Consider the following 15,348-nt stretch of genomic DNA (forward strand, 5'->3'; position numbering starts at 1 on the left):
TTGTGATGGGGTTGCGACGTCGCTGGCCGGCGCGCCGGGGTGCAACAGGTGCCGGTTCCTCCGACTTTCGGCGGCTTGTGTGGGTCGTTCCTGCTGTGTATCTTGATCAGCCTTTGGCCGTTTGGGCGGCCTACACGACCCTATTTTTAAGATTGGCCCCATGCGGCGAGTCTGTTTCGTATCTAAATAAAAAATTGAGGAGCACATCAATGCGCGTCATTCTGCTGGGAGCTCCCGGGGCCGGAAAAGGTACTCAGGCTAAGTTCATCACTGAAAAATTCGCTATTCCACAGATCTCCACCGGCGACATGCTGCGTGCCGCCGTCAAGGCTGGCACCGAACTGGGTGTGAAGGCCAAGGGCATCATGGATGCAGGTGGCCTGGTTTCCGATGACCTGATCATCGCCTTGGTCAAGGACCGTATCGCCCAGGCAGACTGCGCCAATGGTTTCCTGTTCGACGGCTTCCCGCGCACCATTCCCCAGGCCGAAGCACTGGTAGACGCCGGCGTTGAACTGGACCACGTGGTTGAGATCGCCGTCGACGACGAAGAAATCGTCCAGCGTATCGCCGGTCGTCGTGTCCACGAAGCCAGCGGTCGTGTCTATCACACCGTGTACAACCCGCCAAAACTGGCGGGCAAGGACGACATCACCGGTGAAGCACTGGTGCAGCGCAAAGACGACACTGAAGAAACCGTGCGTCATCGCCTGTCGGTCTACCACTCCCAGACCAAGCCGCTGGTGGACTTCTACCAGAAGCTGTCGGCTGCCAAGGGCAAGCCGGTCTACAGCCACATCGCAGGCGTTGGCTCGGTTGAAGCCATCACCGGCAAGGTGCTTGAAGCGCTGAGCTGAAAAGTCTGAGTGGCTTTACCTTCTACGGCCCGCTTGCGGGCCGTAGTTGTTTATACTGGCGCACTTTTTACCTCTGTGACGGATACATCGATGAGCACCTTGTTGGCCCTGGACACCGCGACTGAAGCTTGCTCCGTTGCTTTGCTGCATGACGGCAAGGTCACGAGCCATTACGAGGTGATCCCGCGCCTGCATGCGCAGAAGCTGCTGCCGATGATCCAGCAACTGCTGGCTGATGCGGGTACCACGTTGCAGGCGGTCGATGCGATTGCCTTTGGCCGGGGCCCGGGCGCATTCACGGGGGTGCGGATTGCCATTGGCGTTGTCCAGGGACTGGCGTTTGCCCTGGATCGTCCGGTGTTGCCGGTGTCCAACCTGGCCGTGCTGGCCCAGCGGGCCTTGCGTGAGCACGGCGCGACCCAGGTCGCGGCGGCCATCGATGCGCGGATGGACGAAGTCTATTGGGGCTGCTACCGCGAAACCGCCGGGGAAATGCGCTTGCTCGGTGCCGAGGCGGTGCTGCCGCCGGAAGTCGCGGCGCTGCCGGCGGATGCCTCGGGTGAGTGGTTCGGGGCGGGCACTGGCTGGGGGTATGGCGAGCGCATCGCGGTCAGCGTGAGTGGGCAGGACGCCAGCATGCTGCCGCACGCCCTGGACTTGCTGACCCTGGCGCAGTTCGCCTGGGCGCGGGGCGAGTCGATCCCGGCCGACAATGCGCAGCCGGTCTACCTGCGTGACAAAGTGGCGACGCCCAAGGCGCGGTAATTCATTGCACCGCCTCGCATCCCACAGATGCCGGGGAACTCCTGTAGGAGCGAGGCTTGCCCTAATGCCAGTCAGTTAAGGCGCCAAACCTGTGGGAGCGAGCCTGCTCGCGAAGGCGGCAACACAGCCAACATCTCCGTTGACTGACCTACTGCTATCGCGAGCAGGCTCGCTCCCACGTGGTTTTCGCTTAACTGACTGGCATTAAGGCTTGCCCGCGAAAGCGATCTCCTGGGCAAGCCAATCGTCAGTTTCCCCTCGCGGTTTTAAACCTTTTGTCCTTTATGTGTTCTAGTTATCACTTGGCGATTTGCGAACGAGGTTAAGTGCCGCTAAATTGCCATCATTGAACACGGGCATGTACTTATGCGTATTGACGGCTTTTCTTCTCAGTCCTTTCCCATCCAGCGCAAGCCTCGCAAGGGCCAGGCGACGGTGGATGAGTCCCTCGAGGATATCGAAGGCGAGCTGGAATTCCCGACCGAAGAGCAACTGGCCGCCCGAGCTGCCAAAGCCGCTGCCCAGCGCCTGAGCAACCTCCCGGCCCGCCAGCAGGACATGCTCTACCATCGTTCGATGAACCGAAGCGTGGCGATGGCCCTGGCCAGCTACCTCAGCACCGCCGGCTTTGTTGACTGGGAAATGGAAGTGCTGGGTCTCGACCTGTACATCTGATGCAACGGCCTTATTACCTCGGTTGTCCGTCCTGGAGCGAAAACGCCTGGCGCGACTACCTGTATCCACACACCGCCCGCCCGAATGAGTTTCTAGGCCTGTATTGCCAGGTGTTCAACGCCGTCGAAGGCAACACCACGTTCTATGCGCGGCCCGCGCCGACGACGATAGAGCGCTGGGCACAGGTCATGCCCGAACACTTTCGCTTCACCGCCAAGTTCCCCAGCGACATCAGTCATGGGGGCGACCTGCGTGAGCAACTGACGGCGGCCGACACCTTCGTGCAACTGCTCAGCCCCCTGGGCGCGCGCGTCGCGCCGCTGTGGCTGCAGCTGTCGAAGGCCTTCACCCCGCAACGCCTGGGGGAACTGGCCGGGTTCATCGATGGCGTGCAGCGTCCACTGGCGGTGGAGGTGCGCCATCCAGAGTTCTTTGCCAAGGGCGATGCCGAGCGTCGTCTCAATCGCCTGTTGCGCGAGCGTGGGGTGGAGCGCATCTGCCTCGATCCACGGGCACTGTTCAGTTGCACCTCGGGCGAACCGTCAGTGCTCCATGCCCAATCGAAGAAGCCCAACGTGCCCACGCGGCCGGCGGCGTTCAGCCAGTTTCCGCAGGTGCGTTTCATCGGTCATCCGGTGCTTGAAGCCAACGAGGCATTCCTGACACCGTGGGTCGAGAAAATCGCCCAGTGGATCGAAGAAGGGCGCACGCCGTACATCTTCCTGCACACCGCCGACAACCTGCTGGCCGCCGCGCTGGCACAGCGTTTTCATGCGCGCTTGATGCTGCGTTTGCCTGGCTTGGCGGCCTTGCCTGAGTTATACAGAGAGCCCGTCGCCGAGCAATTGGGCTTGCTCTGACGACGGGTCTTTCCCATCGCCTACAGGAGCGAGCCAATGGATGCGCAAACCCTTAGAGCTGAAGCGTTCAAGACCATGCACGAACGTGCCGGGGCCTTTGTGATTCCCAATCCGTGGGACGCCGGTTCGGCCAAGATGCTCGCGAGCCTGGGGTATCAGGCGCTGGCGACCACCAGCGCCGGCTACGCCTTTTCGATGGCGCGCCCGGACGGCGCGCTCACGCTCGACGATACCCTGGCCAACGTGCGAGCGATTGTCGCGGCGACGGACTTGCCCGTGGCGGTCGATCTGGAAAACGGCTTCAGCGACGATCCCTGGCGATCGGCCCAGAGCCTGCTGCACGCCGCCAGTGCCGGGGCGGTCGGTGGCTCGATCGAGGATGCCACGGGGCGCGAAGAAGGCCCGATCTACTGCTTCGAACACGCCGTGGCGCGGATCGAGGCGGCGGTCGCGGTTGCCCGCAGCTTGCCGTTCCCGTTCACCCTGACTGCACGCGCCGAGAACTATCTGCACGGCAAGCCTGACCTGGCCGACACCATTCGCCGTTTGCAGGCATTCGCCGAAGCAGGCGCCGATGTGCTTTACGCCCCGGGCTTGCGCACGGCCGAAGAGGTGCTGGCGGTGGTCCGCGCCGTGGCGCCCAAACCGGTCAATGTGTTGATGTCAGGCGGGTTGAAGCTGAATGTGGCGCAGCTCAGTGAGATGGGGGTCAAGCGCATCAGCGTCGGCTCGTCCATGGCGCTGGCCGCTTATGGCGAGTTCTACCGGGCTGCCCAGGAGATCCACGACCATGGCACGTTCACCTACACCGAGCGGTCGATGCCGTTCCAGCAGGCCAATCAGTTGTTCAAGGGCTGAGCCATAGCGTCGGGCGAGGCGGGTAGTGAGCGCCTTGCCTGATTCAGGCAGCGATGCGCAGGTTGTGCAGGACGATGGGGCGGGCCCAGCCGATGTCGAAGTCGAACTGCTTGCGCTGCTCCTCCAACTCTTCAGGCGGGTAGGGCGGCGCGGGCTTGTCCAGCAAGTCGAGTTCGAACTCGGCAATCGGCAGGAACAACGCGCGCGGTTGTGGCGCCGGCCCCGGCTCGGGCAGCGGCTGGCCAGCGGTGAGCACGATCGGGCGAACCCATGCGCTGTCGTAGTTTTGCTGTGACTGCTGGGCGACGATGTCATCGGCCGGGAACGGCGGGGCCGGTTTGTCCAGCAGCTCCATTTCGAATTCGGCGATCGGCAGGAACAGCGGCTCCGGCGGGCGAATCTCGGTGTCGACCACATCGCAGGCGCGTTGCGCGACGATCTTGTCCAGCAATTGCGAGCCGCCAGGGGGTTCATCCGGACCGTCGACGGCCACCGGGACGTAGGAGCCGGCTGGCGGTGCCCCCTCACCCAACTGATCGGCCAGCGCCTGGGCAAAGAAATCCTGCCACAGATGACTGACGCCGCTCAGTGTTTGGGTGTTCTGCCGGCTGTATTCGCGGTAAGGCGTAATAAAGCCGCTGGGGATGCGTTGAAGGTCTGACATTTTTCTCGGTCGACGCTCAGCTCTGGCAAAATGCTCGATAGTTTGGTTATCGGCCGTTTTTGCCGAAATTTAATTTTTTGAGTGTGTTTTCTGATGAGTGAGCAACCTGCGGCCAGCCGTATCAAAGTCGAGGCCCTGGCCGATGCCTTTCAGGCGCAAGCCGAGCACTGGGCCGAGCGCCTGGGTTTGCCGCTGCAACTGGACGATGCCGAGTTCGCCTTGCAAGTGGGCGAGCAGGGCTTGCAGCTGCAACAGCTGGGCCCGGATGCGCCTGGCCCGGTGCGTGTGGATTTCGTCGAGGGTGGCGCGGCCCATCGCCGGTTGTACGGCGGTGGCAGCGGGCAGATGATCGCCAAGGCCGTGGGAGTGGCCCAGGGCGTACGCCCGCGGGTGCTGGATGCCACGGCAGGGTTGGGCAAGGATGGCTTCGTGCTGGCCAGCCTGGGCTGCGAGATGAGCCTGATCGAGCGCCAGCCGCTGATTGGCGCCCTGCTTGAAGATGGCCTGGCCCGCGCGGCGCAGGATTTCGACGTGGCGCCGATTGTCGCGCGCATGCAGTTGCTCAAGGGCAACTCGATTGAGCTGATGCGCACCTGGCAAGGCGAGCCACCGCAGGTGATCTACCTCGATCCGATGTTCCCCCACCGGGAGAAAACCGCGCTGGTGAAGAAGGAAATGCGCCTGTTCCGGCCACTGGTGGGCGATGACAATGATGCCCCCGCGTTGCTGGCGGCCGCATTGGCCCTGGCGAGTCACCGCGTGGTGGTCAAGCGCCCGCGCAAGGCACCGTGCATTGAGGGGCCCAAGCCCAGCCATGCGTTGGATGGCAAATCAAGCCGCTACGACATCTATCCGAAGAAGGCCCTCAAGCCTTGAGACCGCGCTGATTTCATCGCGAGCAGGCTCGCTCCCACAGTGGGTCGACGTACCAGCCCTGTGGGAGCGAGACCGGCTTGCCGGCGAACGCATCACCCCAGCCCTGTCAGGCTCACTCAGGCCGATAAGCGCGCATAAACAACGCCACCACTTCGCACACATGAGCCTCGGCCGCCTCACCGGTCAACGGCTCGCCACAGCCGAACATCAGACGGAAATTCCCCGCGCCCTTGAGCAGGCAGAAGAAGTGCTCGGCAGCGTTGCGCGGCTTGTCGATGGCCAGCACACCCAATTGGTCGATTTTGCCGAGCAGGCGCTCCATGCCCTGCAGCATCCGCTGGGGACCGGCTTCGAAGAAGATCATCGACAGTTTTGGGTCCTGGCTGCCGAGCGCCATGATCAGGCGATGCAAATTCACCGATTCATCGCTGTTGATCAGCTGATGAAAGCCTCTGGCAATGTTCAGCAATACATTTTCTACCGGCATGCCGTCGGGCAATTCAAAGAACAACGTAGGCAATTGCTCTTCGCATTTGGCCATCACCGCGGCGGAAAACAGCGTTTCCTTGTCGTTGAAGTGGCTGTAGACCGTCAGCTTCGACACGCCGGCCCCGGCGGCTACCGCGTCCATGCTGGTGTTGGCGTAGCCGTTGTCGAGGAACAGGCGTTTCGCCGCCTCAAGGATCGCTTGGCGCTTGGCGAGATCCTTCGGGCGGCCAGGGCCGTTGGAGGTGAAGAGATTGTCGGACATTTTCTTTTAATACTGGACTGGTGAGTTTGCTATTAATAACATACCGGCCAGTATAAATATTCCAAGCACCATTAGCGAAAGGTCCTTCACCATGTTCCGCTATGTCTTGCCCCTCGCACTGCCAGTCAGCCTGGCGTTCTTCTTGTCCGCGTGTGGCCACGAAGAACCGGCGCAAACCTCTGTGCGTCCGGCCATGGTGGTTCAGCCAGAGCCTTCGGCCCAGGCGATGAGCAGCTATCCCGGTGAAGTTCGGGCGCGCTTCGAGCCAGACCTGGCGTTTCGTATTGGCGGCAAGGTCAGCCGACGACTGGTCGAGGAGGGCGAGCGGGTCAAGGCCAACCAGCCGTTGGCCGAACTCGACCCACAGGATGTGCGCCTGCAACTGGAAGCCGCCCGCGCCCAAGTGGCGGCCGCCCAGGCCAACCTCAATCTGGTGCGCGCCGAGCGTGATCGCTACAAGACCCTGATGGAACGGCAGATGGTCAGCCGCTCGCAGTACGACAATGCCGAAAACCTCTACCGCTCCGGCGAGGCCCGTCTCAAGCAGATCAAGGCCGAGTTCGACGTGGCCAGCAATCAGGCCAGCTATGCGGTCCTGCGTGCCCCGCAAGATGGGGTGGTGGCCAAGCGGGCGGTGGAAGTCGGACAAGTCGTCGCCGCCGGGCAAACGGTGTTTACCCTGGCCACCGATGGCGAGCGTGAAGTGTTGATCAGCCTGCCGGAGCACAACTTCGGTCGTTTCAAGGTCGGCCAGCCGGTGACGGTTGAACTGTGGAGCCAGCCGGGCCAGCGGTTCGCCGGGAGCATCCGTGAACTGTCGCCCGCTGCCGATCCCAAGTCGCGCACCTTCGCCGCGCGCATTGCCTTCACCGCCGGCAAGGTGCCGGCCGAGCTGGGCCAGAGTGCCCGGGTGTTTATCCAGGCGGGCGACGCGGTGTCGCTGTCGGTGCCGCTCTCGGCACTCACCGCCGAAAACGGCGCGACGTATGTGTGGGTGGTCGGTGCCAATAACACCCTGAAAAAGACCCCGGTGAGTGTCGGAGCATTCGGTGAGAAAAGCGTGCCGGTACTCCAAGGCCTCAGCCCCGGCGACTGGGTCGTGGCGGCCGGCGTGCATGTGCTCCATGACGGCCAGCAGGTGCGGCCGGTGGATCGCTCCAACCGTGTGGTCAATCTAGCGGTCAAGGAGTAGTCCCCGATGGGTTTCAATCTTTCCGCCTGGGCGCTGCGCAATCGCCAGATCGTACTGTTCCTGATGATCCTGCTGGCGGTTGTCGGCACGTTGTCCTACACCAAGCTGGGGCAGAGCGAAGACCCACCGTTCACCTTCAAGGCCATGGTGATCAAGACCAATTGGCCGGGGGCGACGGCCGAGGAGGTCTCGCGACAAGTCACCGAGCGCATTGAAAAGAAACTGATGGAAACCGGCGAGTACGACCGCATCGTGTCGTTCTCGCGCCCCGGTGAATCCCAGGTGACGTTCATCGCCCGGGACTCGATGCACTCCAAGGAAATCCCCGAGCTCTGGTACCAGGTGCGCAAGAAGGTCAGCGACATTCGCTATACCTTGCCGCCGGGCATCCAGGGACCGTTCTTCAACGATGAATTTGGTACCACCTTCGGCAATATCTACGCGCTGACCGGAGACGGTTTTGACTACGCGGTGCTCAAGGATTACGCCGACCGCATCCAGATCCAGCTGCAACGGGTCAAGGATGTGGGCAAGGTCGACCTGCTCGGGCTGCAGGACGAAAAGATCTGGGTTGAGTTATCCAACGTCAAACTCGCCACCCTCGGCTTGCCGCTGGCGGCGGTGCAGCAGGCACTGGAAGAGCAGAACGCAGTCTCCAATGCCGGGTTCTTCGAAACCGACAGCGAGCGCTTGCCGCTGCGGGTGACCGGCAACTTCCAGACGGTCGAGCAGATCAAGGCGTTCCCGATCCGCGTGGGCGACCGCACGTTCCGTATTGGTGATGTGGCTGAGGTGCGCCGAGGTTTCAACGATCCTCCGGCCCCGCGCATGCGCTTCATGGGCGAGGACGCTATTGGCCTGGCCGTCGCGATGAAAGACGGCGGCGACATCCTGGTGCTGGGCAAGGCGCTGGAGCAGGAATTCAAGCGCATCCAGACCAACCTCCCGGCCGGTATGCAGTTGCGCAAGGTCTCGGATCAGCCCGCCGCCGTGAAAGCCGGCGTGGGTGAGTTCGTCCAGGTATTGATCGAGGCACTGGCGATTGTCTTGTTGGTGAGTTTCTTCTCCCTGGGCGTGCGCACCGGCATGGTGGTGGCCCTGTCGATCCCGTTGGTGTTGGCGATGACGTTCGCCTGCATGTACTACCTGGGGATCGGCCTGCACAAGATTTCCCTGGGCGCCCTGGTGCTGGCCCTGGGTTTGCTGGTGGACGACGCGATCATTGCCGTGGAAATGATGGCGATCAAGATGGAGCAGGGCTACGACCGAATCAAGGCGGCGAGTTTCGCCTGGACCAGCACGGCATTCCCGATGCTCACCGGGACCTTGATCACCGCCGCCGGCTTCCTGCCGATTGCCACCGCGCAGTCCGGCACCGGCGAATACACCCGCTCGATCTTCCAGGTGGTGACCATCGCCTTGCTCGCGTCGTGGGTCGCGGCGGTGGTCTTTGTGCCTTACCTGGGTGAGAAACTGCTGCCGGACCTGGCGAAAATTCACGCGGCCAAACACGGCGCTGGCCAGCCGGACCCCTATGCCACGCCTTTTTACCAGCGTGTGCGGCGCCTGGTGGAGTGGTGCGTCAGCCGGCGTAAAACCGTGATCACCTTGACCGTGGTGTTGTTCGTGGCCTCGGTGGTGCTGTTTCGCTTTGTCCCGCAGCAGTTCTTTCCGGCTTCCGGGCGATTGGAGCTGATGGTGGATCTGAAGTTGGCCGAAGGCGCGTCGCTGAGCAACACCACCGCCGAGGTCACACGCCTGGAAGCGCTGCTCAAGGAGCGCGCCGGTATCGACAACTACGTCGCCTATGTGGGCAACGGCTCGCCGCGTTTTTACCTGCCGCTGGATCAACAATTGCCGGCCGCCAGCTTCGCCCAATTCGTGGTGCTGGCCAACAATATCGAGGAGCGTGAAAAGCTGCGCACGTGGCTGATCGAAACCCTCAACGAACAATTCCCGGCCTTGCGCTCGCGGGTCACGCGCCTGGAAGTCGGGCCCCCCGTGGGCTATCCGGTGCAGTTCCGGGTGACCGGTGAACACATCGAGCAAGTGCGGGCCCTGGCGCGCAAGGTCGCGGCCAAGGTGCGGCAGAACCCCCATGTGGTCAACGTGCACCTGGATTGGGAAGAGCCGAGCAAGGTGGTGTACCTGAACGTCGATCAGGACCGCGCCCGGGCCCTGGGTGTCAGCACGGCGAACCTGGCGAAGTTCCTCCAGAGCTCGCTCACCGGTTCCAGCGTCAGCCAGTACCGCGAAGACAACGAGTTGATCGAGATCCTGTTGCGCGGCACCTTGAGCGAGCGCAGCGAGCTGTCCTCGCTGTCGAGCCTGGCGGTGCCCACCGATAACGGCAAAAGCGTCGCGCTCTCCCAGGTGGCGACCCTGGAGTACGGTTTCGAAGAGGGGATCATCTGGCACCGAAATCGCCTGCCGAACGTGACGGTGCGCGCCGACATCTATGGCAAGGAGCAACCGTCGTCGCTGGTCCAGCAGATCCTGCCGAGCCTGGAGCCGATTCGCGCCGAGTTGCCGGACGGCTACCTGCTGGACGTCGGAGGCACAGTGGAAGACTCCGTCCGTGGACAGGACTCGGTGAAAGCCGGCGTACCCTTGTTCATCGTGGTGGTGCTGACGTTGCTGATGCTGCAACTGCGCAGTTTCTCACGCACGGCGATGGTGTTTCTGACGGCGCCGCTGGGCTTGATCGGCGTCACCCTGTTCCTGATCGTGTTCCGCCAGCCATTCGGCTTCGTGGCCATGCTCGGGACCATCGCACTGTCGGGGATGATCATGCGTAACTCGGTGATCCTGGTGGACCAGATCGAGCAGGACATCCGCGCCGGGCTCAAGCCCTGGAACGCGATCATCGAAGCAACGGTGCGGCGCTTCCGCCCCATCGTCCTCACCGCCCTGGCCGCCGTGCTGGCGATGATTCCATTGTCGCGCAGCATCTTCTTCGGCCCGATGGCGGTGGCGATCATGGGGGGCTTGATCGTCGCAACGGCGCTGACCTTGTTGTTCCTGCCCGCGCTGTATGCGGCGTGGTTCAGGGTCAGGAAGGAGCCGGCGTGATCGGGGACGTGCCGGTGATGCAGTGAGGGGCATGGGCGAGCGGCCGGACGGTGTTCCGTCTGCTCGCGAAGGTGGTCGGCATGCCGACGCCTTCGCGAGCGGGCTCGCTCCCACGGGATGTGGGTGAGGCTTAGAGGGTCCCAAACACCTTTTTCGCCAAGCTGGTCGCGGCAGCGGCGGGGTTCTGGCGCAGGGTTTGTTCTTGCTTGCCGATCATCTCGAACAGGCCATTGAGCGCTTGTTCGGTGACGTAGTTTTCGATGTTGGCGTTCTTCGCATCCAGCACACCGAGGGTGGCGGCCTGTCCGGCGAAGGCGTTGTACTGCTTGGCCAGGCCGACCTGGTCGGTGGCTTGCTTGACGATGGGCAGGAACTTGGCGCGGATCTGATCGCGGCTGCTCTTGTCCAGGTACTGGGTCGCCGACTCCTGGCCGCCGGTGAGGATGCCCTTGGCGTCGCTCACGCTCATGTTCTTGACCGCATTGACTAGGATTGGCTGCGCCTGGGTGACGGCGGCCTCAGCGGCCTTGTTCATGCTGGTTTCCAGTTGATCGACCTGGGCGCCCATGCCGAACTGTTTCATCTTCTTGGCGACCTTGCCCAGGTTGCCGGGCAGTTCGATCTTCACCTCGGGGTTGTTGCTGAAGCCCCCGGGTGTGCCCAATTGCTTGACTGCCAACTGCGCTCCCTGGGTCAAGGCATCCTTGAGTCCACCGGTGGCGTCACCTTGCGACAGGTCGCCGAGGGACAGCGCCAGGGCGTTGGCACAGATCAGCAGGCCCGCACACAGGCTGGCGACGCGAAGGGTAGGGCGGAGCATGACGATATCCTTGTTCGAAAAAGACACTTAGCGCACCGCGTCGACGCGGACTTTTAACGGCTGCGGATCCTTGCCATCCAACAGCACGGCGTGGTGTTCGGTGGTGATGAAGATCAGCTTGCCCTGGTCTTCGATGCGCGCGCTGACCGAGTAGCGGTGGCCGGGCTCGACCAGCAGCGGGTCATAGCTTAAGTGGAACTTCAGCGGCACCTGGCCTTGGACCGGGCCTTGCTGTTGATCGATGATCTGCGCCGGCGCGTCGGCCCGGGACACATCCTGCAAGGTGACGCTCAGGGTCGCGGTCGGTGGCAGGGCGATGCGCTGCAGGTAGAACACTTCGCCATCCAGCGCTGTCTTGGGCGCGGAGGAGGGTGTTTGGCAGGCTGCCAGCAACGCGGCGGCGGCGAGCAGGGTGAGTTTTTTCATCGGTAATCTCCGTGTCGAAGGCGCCGAACCCATGTTGGCGCCTGGAACAATCTAGACGGTTTGCGGCGGTGGCGCCGGTTGGTCGGCCGCATCTTCACTGCGATGCAGTGCGACCTGGCGAATCGACAGGCGAATCTCCGCCGGCAGTACGCGCTTGGCAGCGCCTTCGGCCAGTTCGCCGAGCAGTTCGTGGTAGCTCAGCTTGCCGGCCTCGTCGCGACGCACGACGCCCTGGTCGAGCAGGGTCTGGATGAAGTGGCGGAACAGGCTCTTGTCGAAGAATTCCGGGGCGTTCAGGCCGTGCAGGATCGACAGGCGCTGGGCCATGACGGTGCACAGGTCTTCCAGCTCTTCGGCGCTGAGGGTGTTCTGGCCGCTGTTGAGCAGCAGCGAGATCGCCATGTAGAAGCGTTGCAGGGTCTGGGCGATGCTCTTGGACAGCAGGGTTAGCAGCACGAAGTGCCGCGAGCTTGGCGCCGGACGCAGGTACACGTCGTTCTCCAGGCGCAGCAGGCCTTGTTCGACAAACGCTTCGAGCCATTGATCGACCACGCCGTCCAACTCGTCCAGCGACCAGCGAATGAACAGCTCCGATTGCAGGTACGGATACAGCGCGTGGGTGTAGCGCAGGATCTGTTCGCGGGTCATCCGCGAGGCGCTCTGGAAGAAGCTGGCCAGCAGCGCCGGCAGGGCGAAGATGTGCAGCACGTTGTTGCGGTAGTAGGTCATCAGGACGGCATTTTGCTCGTCCAGGTAAAGGATCTTGCCCAGGGCGTCGCTTTGCTCCGAGAGCAGGTCCATGTCCTTGACGTATTCGATCAGCGCCCGGCCATCGCCTTCGGGCAAGGTGGTGTGTGGCGAGTAAGGCACACGGCGCAGCAGTGCCAGATAGAGGTCCAGCACCCGCGCCATCGCGCGGTCGTCCAGGGCCAGGCGACTGGTGGACAGCAGCGCCAGGGCCACCAGGTTGACCGGGTTGATCGCCGCGGCTTCGTTCAAGTGCCGCGCCACGCGCTCGCCCAAGCGGTTGGTGGTCTCATTGAGCCAGGCCGGCTTGAACTGTGGGCCCAGGTCCTGGCTGCGCCAGTCCGGTTGCTCGCTGTCGAGGAACTCGGCCAGCTTGATCGGCTCGCCGAAGTTCACCGCCACCTGGCCAAAGCGCTGCTTGAGCGCGCCGATGACCTTGAAGATGTCGAAGATCGATTCTTTCTTCTTGCTTGCCCCGCGCAGCTCGCCCAGATAAGTACGGCCTTCCAGTACGCGCTCGTAGCCGATGTACACCGGCACGAAGACAATCGGCATGCGCGAGGAGCGCAGGAAGCTGCGCAGGGTGATCGCCAGCATCCCGGTCTTGGGTTGCAGCATGCGCCCGGTACGCGAGCGACCGCCCTCGACGAAGTACTCCACCGGGAAGCCCTTGGTGAACAAGGTGTGCAGATATTCGTTGAACACCGAGGTGTAGAGCGGGTTGCCCTTGAACGTGCGGCGCATGAAAAACGCCCCGCCACGGCGCAGCAAGTTGCCCATCCCCGGCATGTTGAGGTTGATCCCGGCGGCGATGTGCGGCGGGGTCAGGCCATTCTTGAACAGCAGGTAGGACAACAGCAGGTAGTCGATGTGGCTGCGGTGGCACGGCACGTAGATGACTTCGTGGCCCGGTGCGATCTTTTGCACGCCTTCGATGTGGTTGACCTTGATCCCGTCGTAGATCTTGTTCCAGAACCAGCTCAGGACCACTTCGAGGAAGCGGATGGCGGTGTAGGTGTAGTCCGAGGCGATCTCATTGCCATAACGCAGCGCCTGGGCCTTGGCCTTCTCGGGGGAGATGTTCTCGCGCTCGGCCTCATCAAGGATGGCTTGCTTGACCAGCGGCTGGTTGAGCAGGCCCTTGACCAGGTTGCGGCGGTGGGAGATGTCCGGGCCGATGACGGCGGCCTTGAGGTTGCGAAAGTGCACCCGCAGGATGCGCTGGGCCATGCGCACGGTACGCTCGTGGCCCTTGTTGTGTTCGATCAGTTCGCGCAGGTGGATCGGTGCGGAGAACTGCACCCGGGTCTTGCGGCCCAGCACAATGATGCTCAGCAGGCGGCGCAAGCGCCCGGTGACCGCCCAGCTGTCGGCGAACAACAGTTTCCAGGGGCTGGATTCGCTGTCTGGCGACTGCCCCCAGAACACGCTGACCGGAATGATCTGCGCGTCTTCGGCGGCGTTCTGGGTCAGGGCGCTGACCAGGCGGGTCAAGGTCGGCGGCGCGCCACGTTTGTCCTGGCGGCCGAGCCAGTCGGGCTCCGGCGTCAGGTAGAAGAACGCGGCGGGTTCCACCAGGTTACCCACCGCTACCGGCAGCACCGGGCGCGGCAGGCCGGCCTTGGTGCACTCGGTGTCGACCACGGCCAGGTCACTCAACGAGGGGTTTTGCAGGACGTAAAACACCGGGCGACTGCGGTCGAGGTCGAGGGTCAGGGACGACTGGTTGATCGTCTCGGAGCGAACCCAGAGGTACAACAGTCGACGCACGGTACCAAACACAAGACGGCGAAACGGGGAGCGGGTCATACGGCATCTGCTTTAGTTGAAAAAACCGAGCGACTGCTCGGGGCCGGTAGTGTGCCGGATTCATCGAAAATCGGCAAAAAAGCACCGAAGTAAAGTGAGTTGAGAGTTTTCACGGCTGTCATATACTCGGCCCGCGATTTGCCACTATCGAGGCTGTCCACGACAGCTCGGCGAGACCTGGCAGGCGCCATAAAGACTTGTCCATGAACAGGTCGATTCAATAATAAAAAGGGAGTACTGATTGATGGCAACGCGCGAGATCGGCAACGTTAAGTGGTTCAACGACGCCAAGGGCTACGGTTTTATTCAACGCGAAGGCGGGGCAGACGTGTTTGTGCACTACCGCGCGATCCGTGGCGAAGGCCACCGTTCGTTGGCCGAGGGCCAGCAGGTGGAATACGCCGTGGTGGACGGGCAGAAGGGTTTGCAGGCTGAAGACGTCGTGGGGTTGTAACCCCATCTTTTCAGAGCACTGAAAATCCATGTGGGAGCGGGCTTGCCCGCGAATGAGGCGATGCGGTCTGTCAGGTTAACCGTGTCATCGTTCTTCGCGAGCAAGCCCGCTCCCACATTTGATCCGTGCTGTTCAGGGTTATACGGTCTTCCAGGTGATCTCTTCTTCACCGTCCGCGCTGATGCGCATCCAGCGATCGGCCGTTTCTTCACCTTCTTCCTCGACCCAGGTCCCCGGCGCGCAGCGCACTTCGACGTTCAGCGCGGCAAAGGCGGCGCGGGCGCAGGCGAGATCGTCGTCCCACGGCGTCTGGTCACTTTCCAGGTACAGGCTGTTCCATTTGCCCACGGCCTTTGGCAGCCAGGTCACCGGCACGTTGCCGGCCTTGCACTTCCAGGTCTGGCCCTTCTGCACCCAGTCGGTGCACGGACCCAATGCCGCACCCAGCCAAGTGGCGATGGCCTTGTGGTCGACGTCGGCGTCCTTGAGGTAAATCTCGATATCGGGTTGGCGCATGGATGT

15 protein-coding genes are annotated in these 15,348 nt (G+C 62.6%); 9 read left to right on the forward strand and 6 right to left on the reverse strand.

Going from position 1 to position 15,348, the window contains the following annotated elements; translation table 11 throughout:
• Positions 1-209 precede the first annotated feature (209 nt).
• From adk to BMW74_RS01170, 5 genes are all read left to right on the forward strand, one after another.
• Positions 210-857: an adenylate kinase gene (gene adk, locus BMW74_RS01150; protein ID WP_093412346.1), complete on the forward strand. Its 648-nt coding sequence runs from the start codon at positions 210-212 to the stop codon at positions 855-857.
• A gap of 90 nt (positions 858-947) precedes the next feature.
• A complete protein-coding gene (gene tsaB, locus BMW74_RS01155) occupies positions 948-1,622 on the forward strand; it encodes a tRNA (adenosine(37)-N6)-threonylcarbamoyltransferase complex dimerization subunit type 1 TsaB (RefSeq protein WP_093412349.1) in 675 nt (224 codons plus the stop codon).
• Between the two features lie 366 nt (positions 1,623-1,988).
• The gene (locus BMW74_RS01160) at positions 1,989-2,297 is read left to right on the forward strand and encodes a hypothetical protein (RefSeq protein ID WP_093412352.1); all 309 of its coding nucleotides are present in this window, start codon (positions 1,989-1,991) and stop codon (positions 2,295-2,297) included.
• Positions 2,297-3,157, forward strand: coding sequence for a DUF72 domain-containing protein (locus BMW74_RS01165; RefSeq protein WP_093412354.1), 861 nt, complete (start codon positions 2,297-2,299; stop codon positions 3,155-3,157). Before BMW74_RS01160 ends, BMW74_RS01165 begins: the two co-directional genes overlap by 1 nt.
• Before the next feature lie 36 nt (positions 3,158-3,193).
• Complete coding sequence (locus BMW74_RS01170) at positions 3,194-4,015, forward strand: isocitrate lyase/PEP mutase family protein (RefSeq protein ID WP_093412358.1); 822 nt, start codon at positions 3,194-3,196, stop codon at positions 4,013-4,015.
• A gap of 43 nt (positions 4,016-4,058) precedes the next feature.
• Here BMW74_RS01170 and BMW74_RS01175 read toward each other — a convergent pair whose 3' ends face one another.
• Positions 4,059-4,679 carry an energy transducer TonB gene (locus tag BMW74_RS01175; protein ID WP_093412361.1) on the reverse strand — a complete coding sequence of 207 codons (621 nt, stop codon included), beginning with the start codon at positions 4,677-4,679 and terminating at the stop codon, positions 4,059-4,061.
• A 93-nt stretch (positions 4,680-4,772) separates the two neighbouring features.
• Between BMW74_RS01175 and BMW74_RS01180 the strand changes: the two genes are divergently transcribed.
• On the forward strand, positions 4,773-5,555 hold the full coding sequence (locus BMW74_RS01180; protein WP_093412364.1) for a class I SAM-dependent methyltransferase: 783 nt from the start codon (positions 4,773-4,775) through the stop codon (positions 5,553-5,555).
• Positions 5,556-5,667: 112 nt separating this feature from the next.
• On the opposite strand, the gene BMW74_RS01185 is transcribed toward BMW74_RS01180, so the two are convergent.
• Positions 5,668-6,306 carry a TetR/AcrR family transcriptional regulator gene (locus tag BMW74_RS01185; protein ID WP_093412367.1) on the reverse strand — a complete coding sequence of 213 codons (639 nt, stop codon included), beginning with the start codon at positions 6,304-6,306 and terminating at the stop codon, positions 5,668-5,670.
• Positions 6,307-6,397: 91 nt separating this feature from the next.
• Between BMW74_RS01185 and BMW74_RS01190 the strand changes: the two genes are divergently transcribed.
• Positions 6,398-7,498 (forward strand): efflux RND transporter periplasmic adaptor subunit, encoded by a 1,101-nt coding sequence (locus BMW74_RS01190; RefSeq protein WP_093412370.1) that lies wholly within the window; start codon positions 6,398-6,400, stop codon positions 7,496-7,498.
• 6 nt (positions 7,499-7,504) lie between these two features.
• A complete protein-coding gene (locus BMW74_RS01195; RefSeq protein WP_093412373.1) occupies positions 7,505-10,570 on the forward strand; it encodes an efflux RND transporter permease subunit in 3,066 nt (1,021 codons plus the stop codon).
• Positions 10,571-10,700: 130 nt separating this feature from the next.
• Here BMW74_RS01195 and BMW74_RS01200 read toward each other — a convergent pair whose 3' ends face one another.
• The 3 genes from BMW74_RS01200 to plsB are packed head-to-tail and all read right to left on the reverse strand — an operon-like array spanning position 10,701 to position 14,372.
• Positions 10,701-11,390 carry a DUF4197 domain-containing protein gene (locus BMW74_RS01200; RefSeq protein ID WP_093412375.1) on the reverse strand — a complete coding sequence of 230 codons (690 nt, stop codon included), beginning with the start codon at positions 11,388-11,390 and terminating at the stop codon, positions 10,701-10,703.
• A 27-nt stretch (positions 11,391-11,417) separates the two neighbouring features.
• A complete protein-coding gene (locus BMW74_RS01205) occupies positions 11,418-11,816 on the reverse strand; it encodes a YbaY family lipoprotein (protein ID WP_093412378.1) in 399 nt (132 codons plus the stop codon).
• A gap of 51 nt (positions 11,817-11,867) precedes the next feature.
• Positions 11,868-14,372 (reverse strand): glycerol-3-phosphate 1-O-acyltransferase PlsB, encoded by a 2,505-nt coding sequence (gene plsB, locus BMW74_RS01210; protein WP_093412382.1) that lies wholly within the window; start codon positions 14,370-14,372, stop codon positions 11,868-11,870.
• Between the two features lie 244 nt (positions 14,373-14,616).
• On the opposite strand from plsB, the gene BMW74_RS01215 reads away from it, so the two are divergent.
• Positions 14,617-14,826 (forward strand): cold-shock protein, encoded by a 210-nt coding sequence (locus BMW74_RS01215; protein WP_093412385.1) that lies wholly within the window; start codon positions 14,617-14,619, stop codon positions 14,824-14,826.
• Positions 14,827-14,964: 138 nt separating this feature from the next.
• Here the strand turns inward: BMW74_RS01215 and BMW74_RS01220 are convergent, their stop codons facing one another.
• Entirely contained in the window at positions 14,965-15,342 is a 378-nt protein-coding gene (locus tag BMW74_RS01220) for a hypothetical protein (RefSeq protein ID WP_093412388.1), read from the reverse strand.
• Positions 15,343-15,348: the final 6 nt, after the last annotated feature.

It is taken from the genome of Pseudomonas sp. ok272, assembly GCF_900109995.1.
GTDB lineage: Bacteria > Pseudomonadota > Gammaproteobacteria > Pseudomonadales > Pseudomonadaceae > Aquipseudomonas.

Excerpts from the sequence above, each read along its gene's own strand:
- BMW74_RS01200 (WP_093412375.1), bottom strand. The coding sequence starts at position 11,390 with ATGCTCCGCCCTACCCTTCGCGTCGCCAGCCTGTGTGCGGGCCTGCTG.
- BMW74_RS01170 (WP_093412358.1), top strand. The coding sequence starts at position 3,194 with ATGGATGCGCAAACCCTTAGAGCTGAAGCGTTCAAGACCATGCACGAA.
- BMW74_RS01215 (WP_093412385.1), top strand. The coding sequence starts at position 14,617 with ATGGCAACGCGCGAGATCGGCAACGTTAAGTGGTTCAACGACGCCAAG.
- adk (WP_093412346.1), top strand. The coding sequence starts at position 210 with ATGCGCGTCATTCTGCTGGGAGCTCCCGGGGCCGGAAAAGGTACTCAG.
- BMW74_RS01175 (WP_093412361.1), bottom strand. The coding sequence starts at position 4,679 with ATGTCAGACCTTCAACGCATCCCCAGCGGCTTTATTACGCCTTACCGC.
- plsB (WP_093412382.1), bottom strand. The coding sequence starts at position 14,372 with ATGACCCGCTCCCCGTTTCGCCGTCTTGTGTTTGGTACCGTGCGTCGA.
- BMW74_RS01165 (WP_093412354.1), top strand. The coding sequence starts at position 2,297 with ATGCAACGGCCTTATTACCTCGGTTGTCCGTCCTGGAGCGAAAACGCC.
- BMW74_RS01190 (WP_093412370.1), top strand. The coding sequence starts at position 6,398 with ATGTTCCGCTATGTCTTGCCCCTCGCACTGCCAGTCAGCCTGGCGTTC.
- BMW74_RS01160 (WP_093412352.1), top strand. The coding sequence starts at position 1,989 with ATGCGTATTGACGGCTTTTCTTCTCAGTCCTTTCCCATCCAGCGCAAG.
- BMW74_RS01185 (WP_093412367.1), bottom strand. The coding sequence starts at position 6,306 with ATGTCCGACAATCTCTTCACCTCCAACGGCCCTGGCCGCCCGAAGGAT.
- BMW74_RS01180 (WP_093412364.1), top strand. The coding sequence starts at position 4,773 with ATGAGTGAGCAACCTGCGGCCAGCCGTATCAAAGTCGAGGCCCTGGCC.
- BMW74_RS01195 (WP_093412373.1), top strand. The coding sequence starts at position 7,505 with ATGGGTTTCAATCTTTCCGCCTGGGCGCTGCGCAATCGCCAGATCGTA.
- tsaB (WP_093412349.1), top strand. The coding sequence starts at position 948 with ATGAGCACCTTGTTGGCCCTGGACACCGCGACTGAAGCTTGCTCCGTT.
- BMW74_RS01205 (WP_093412378.1), bottom strand. The coding sequence starts at position 11,816 with ATGAAAAAACTCACCCTGCTCGCCGCCGCCGCGTTGCTGGCAGCCTGC.
- BMW74_RS01220 (WP_093412388.1), bottom strand. The coding sequence starts at position 15,342 with ATGCGCCAACCCGATATCGAGATTTACCTCAAGGACGCCGACGTCGAC.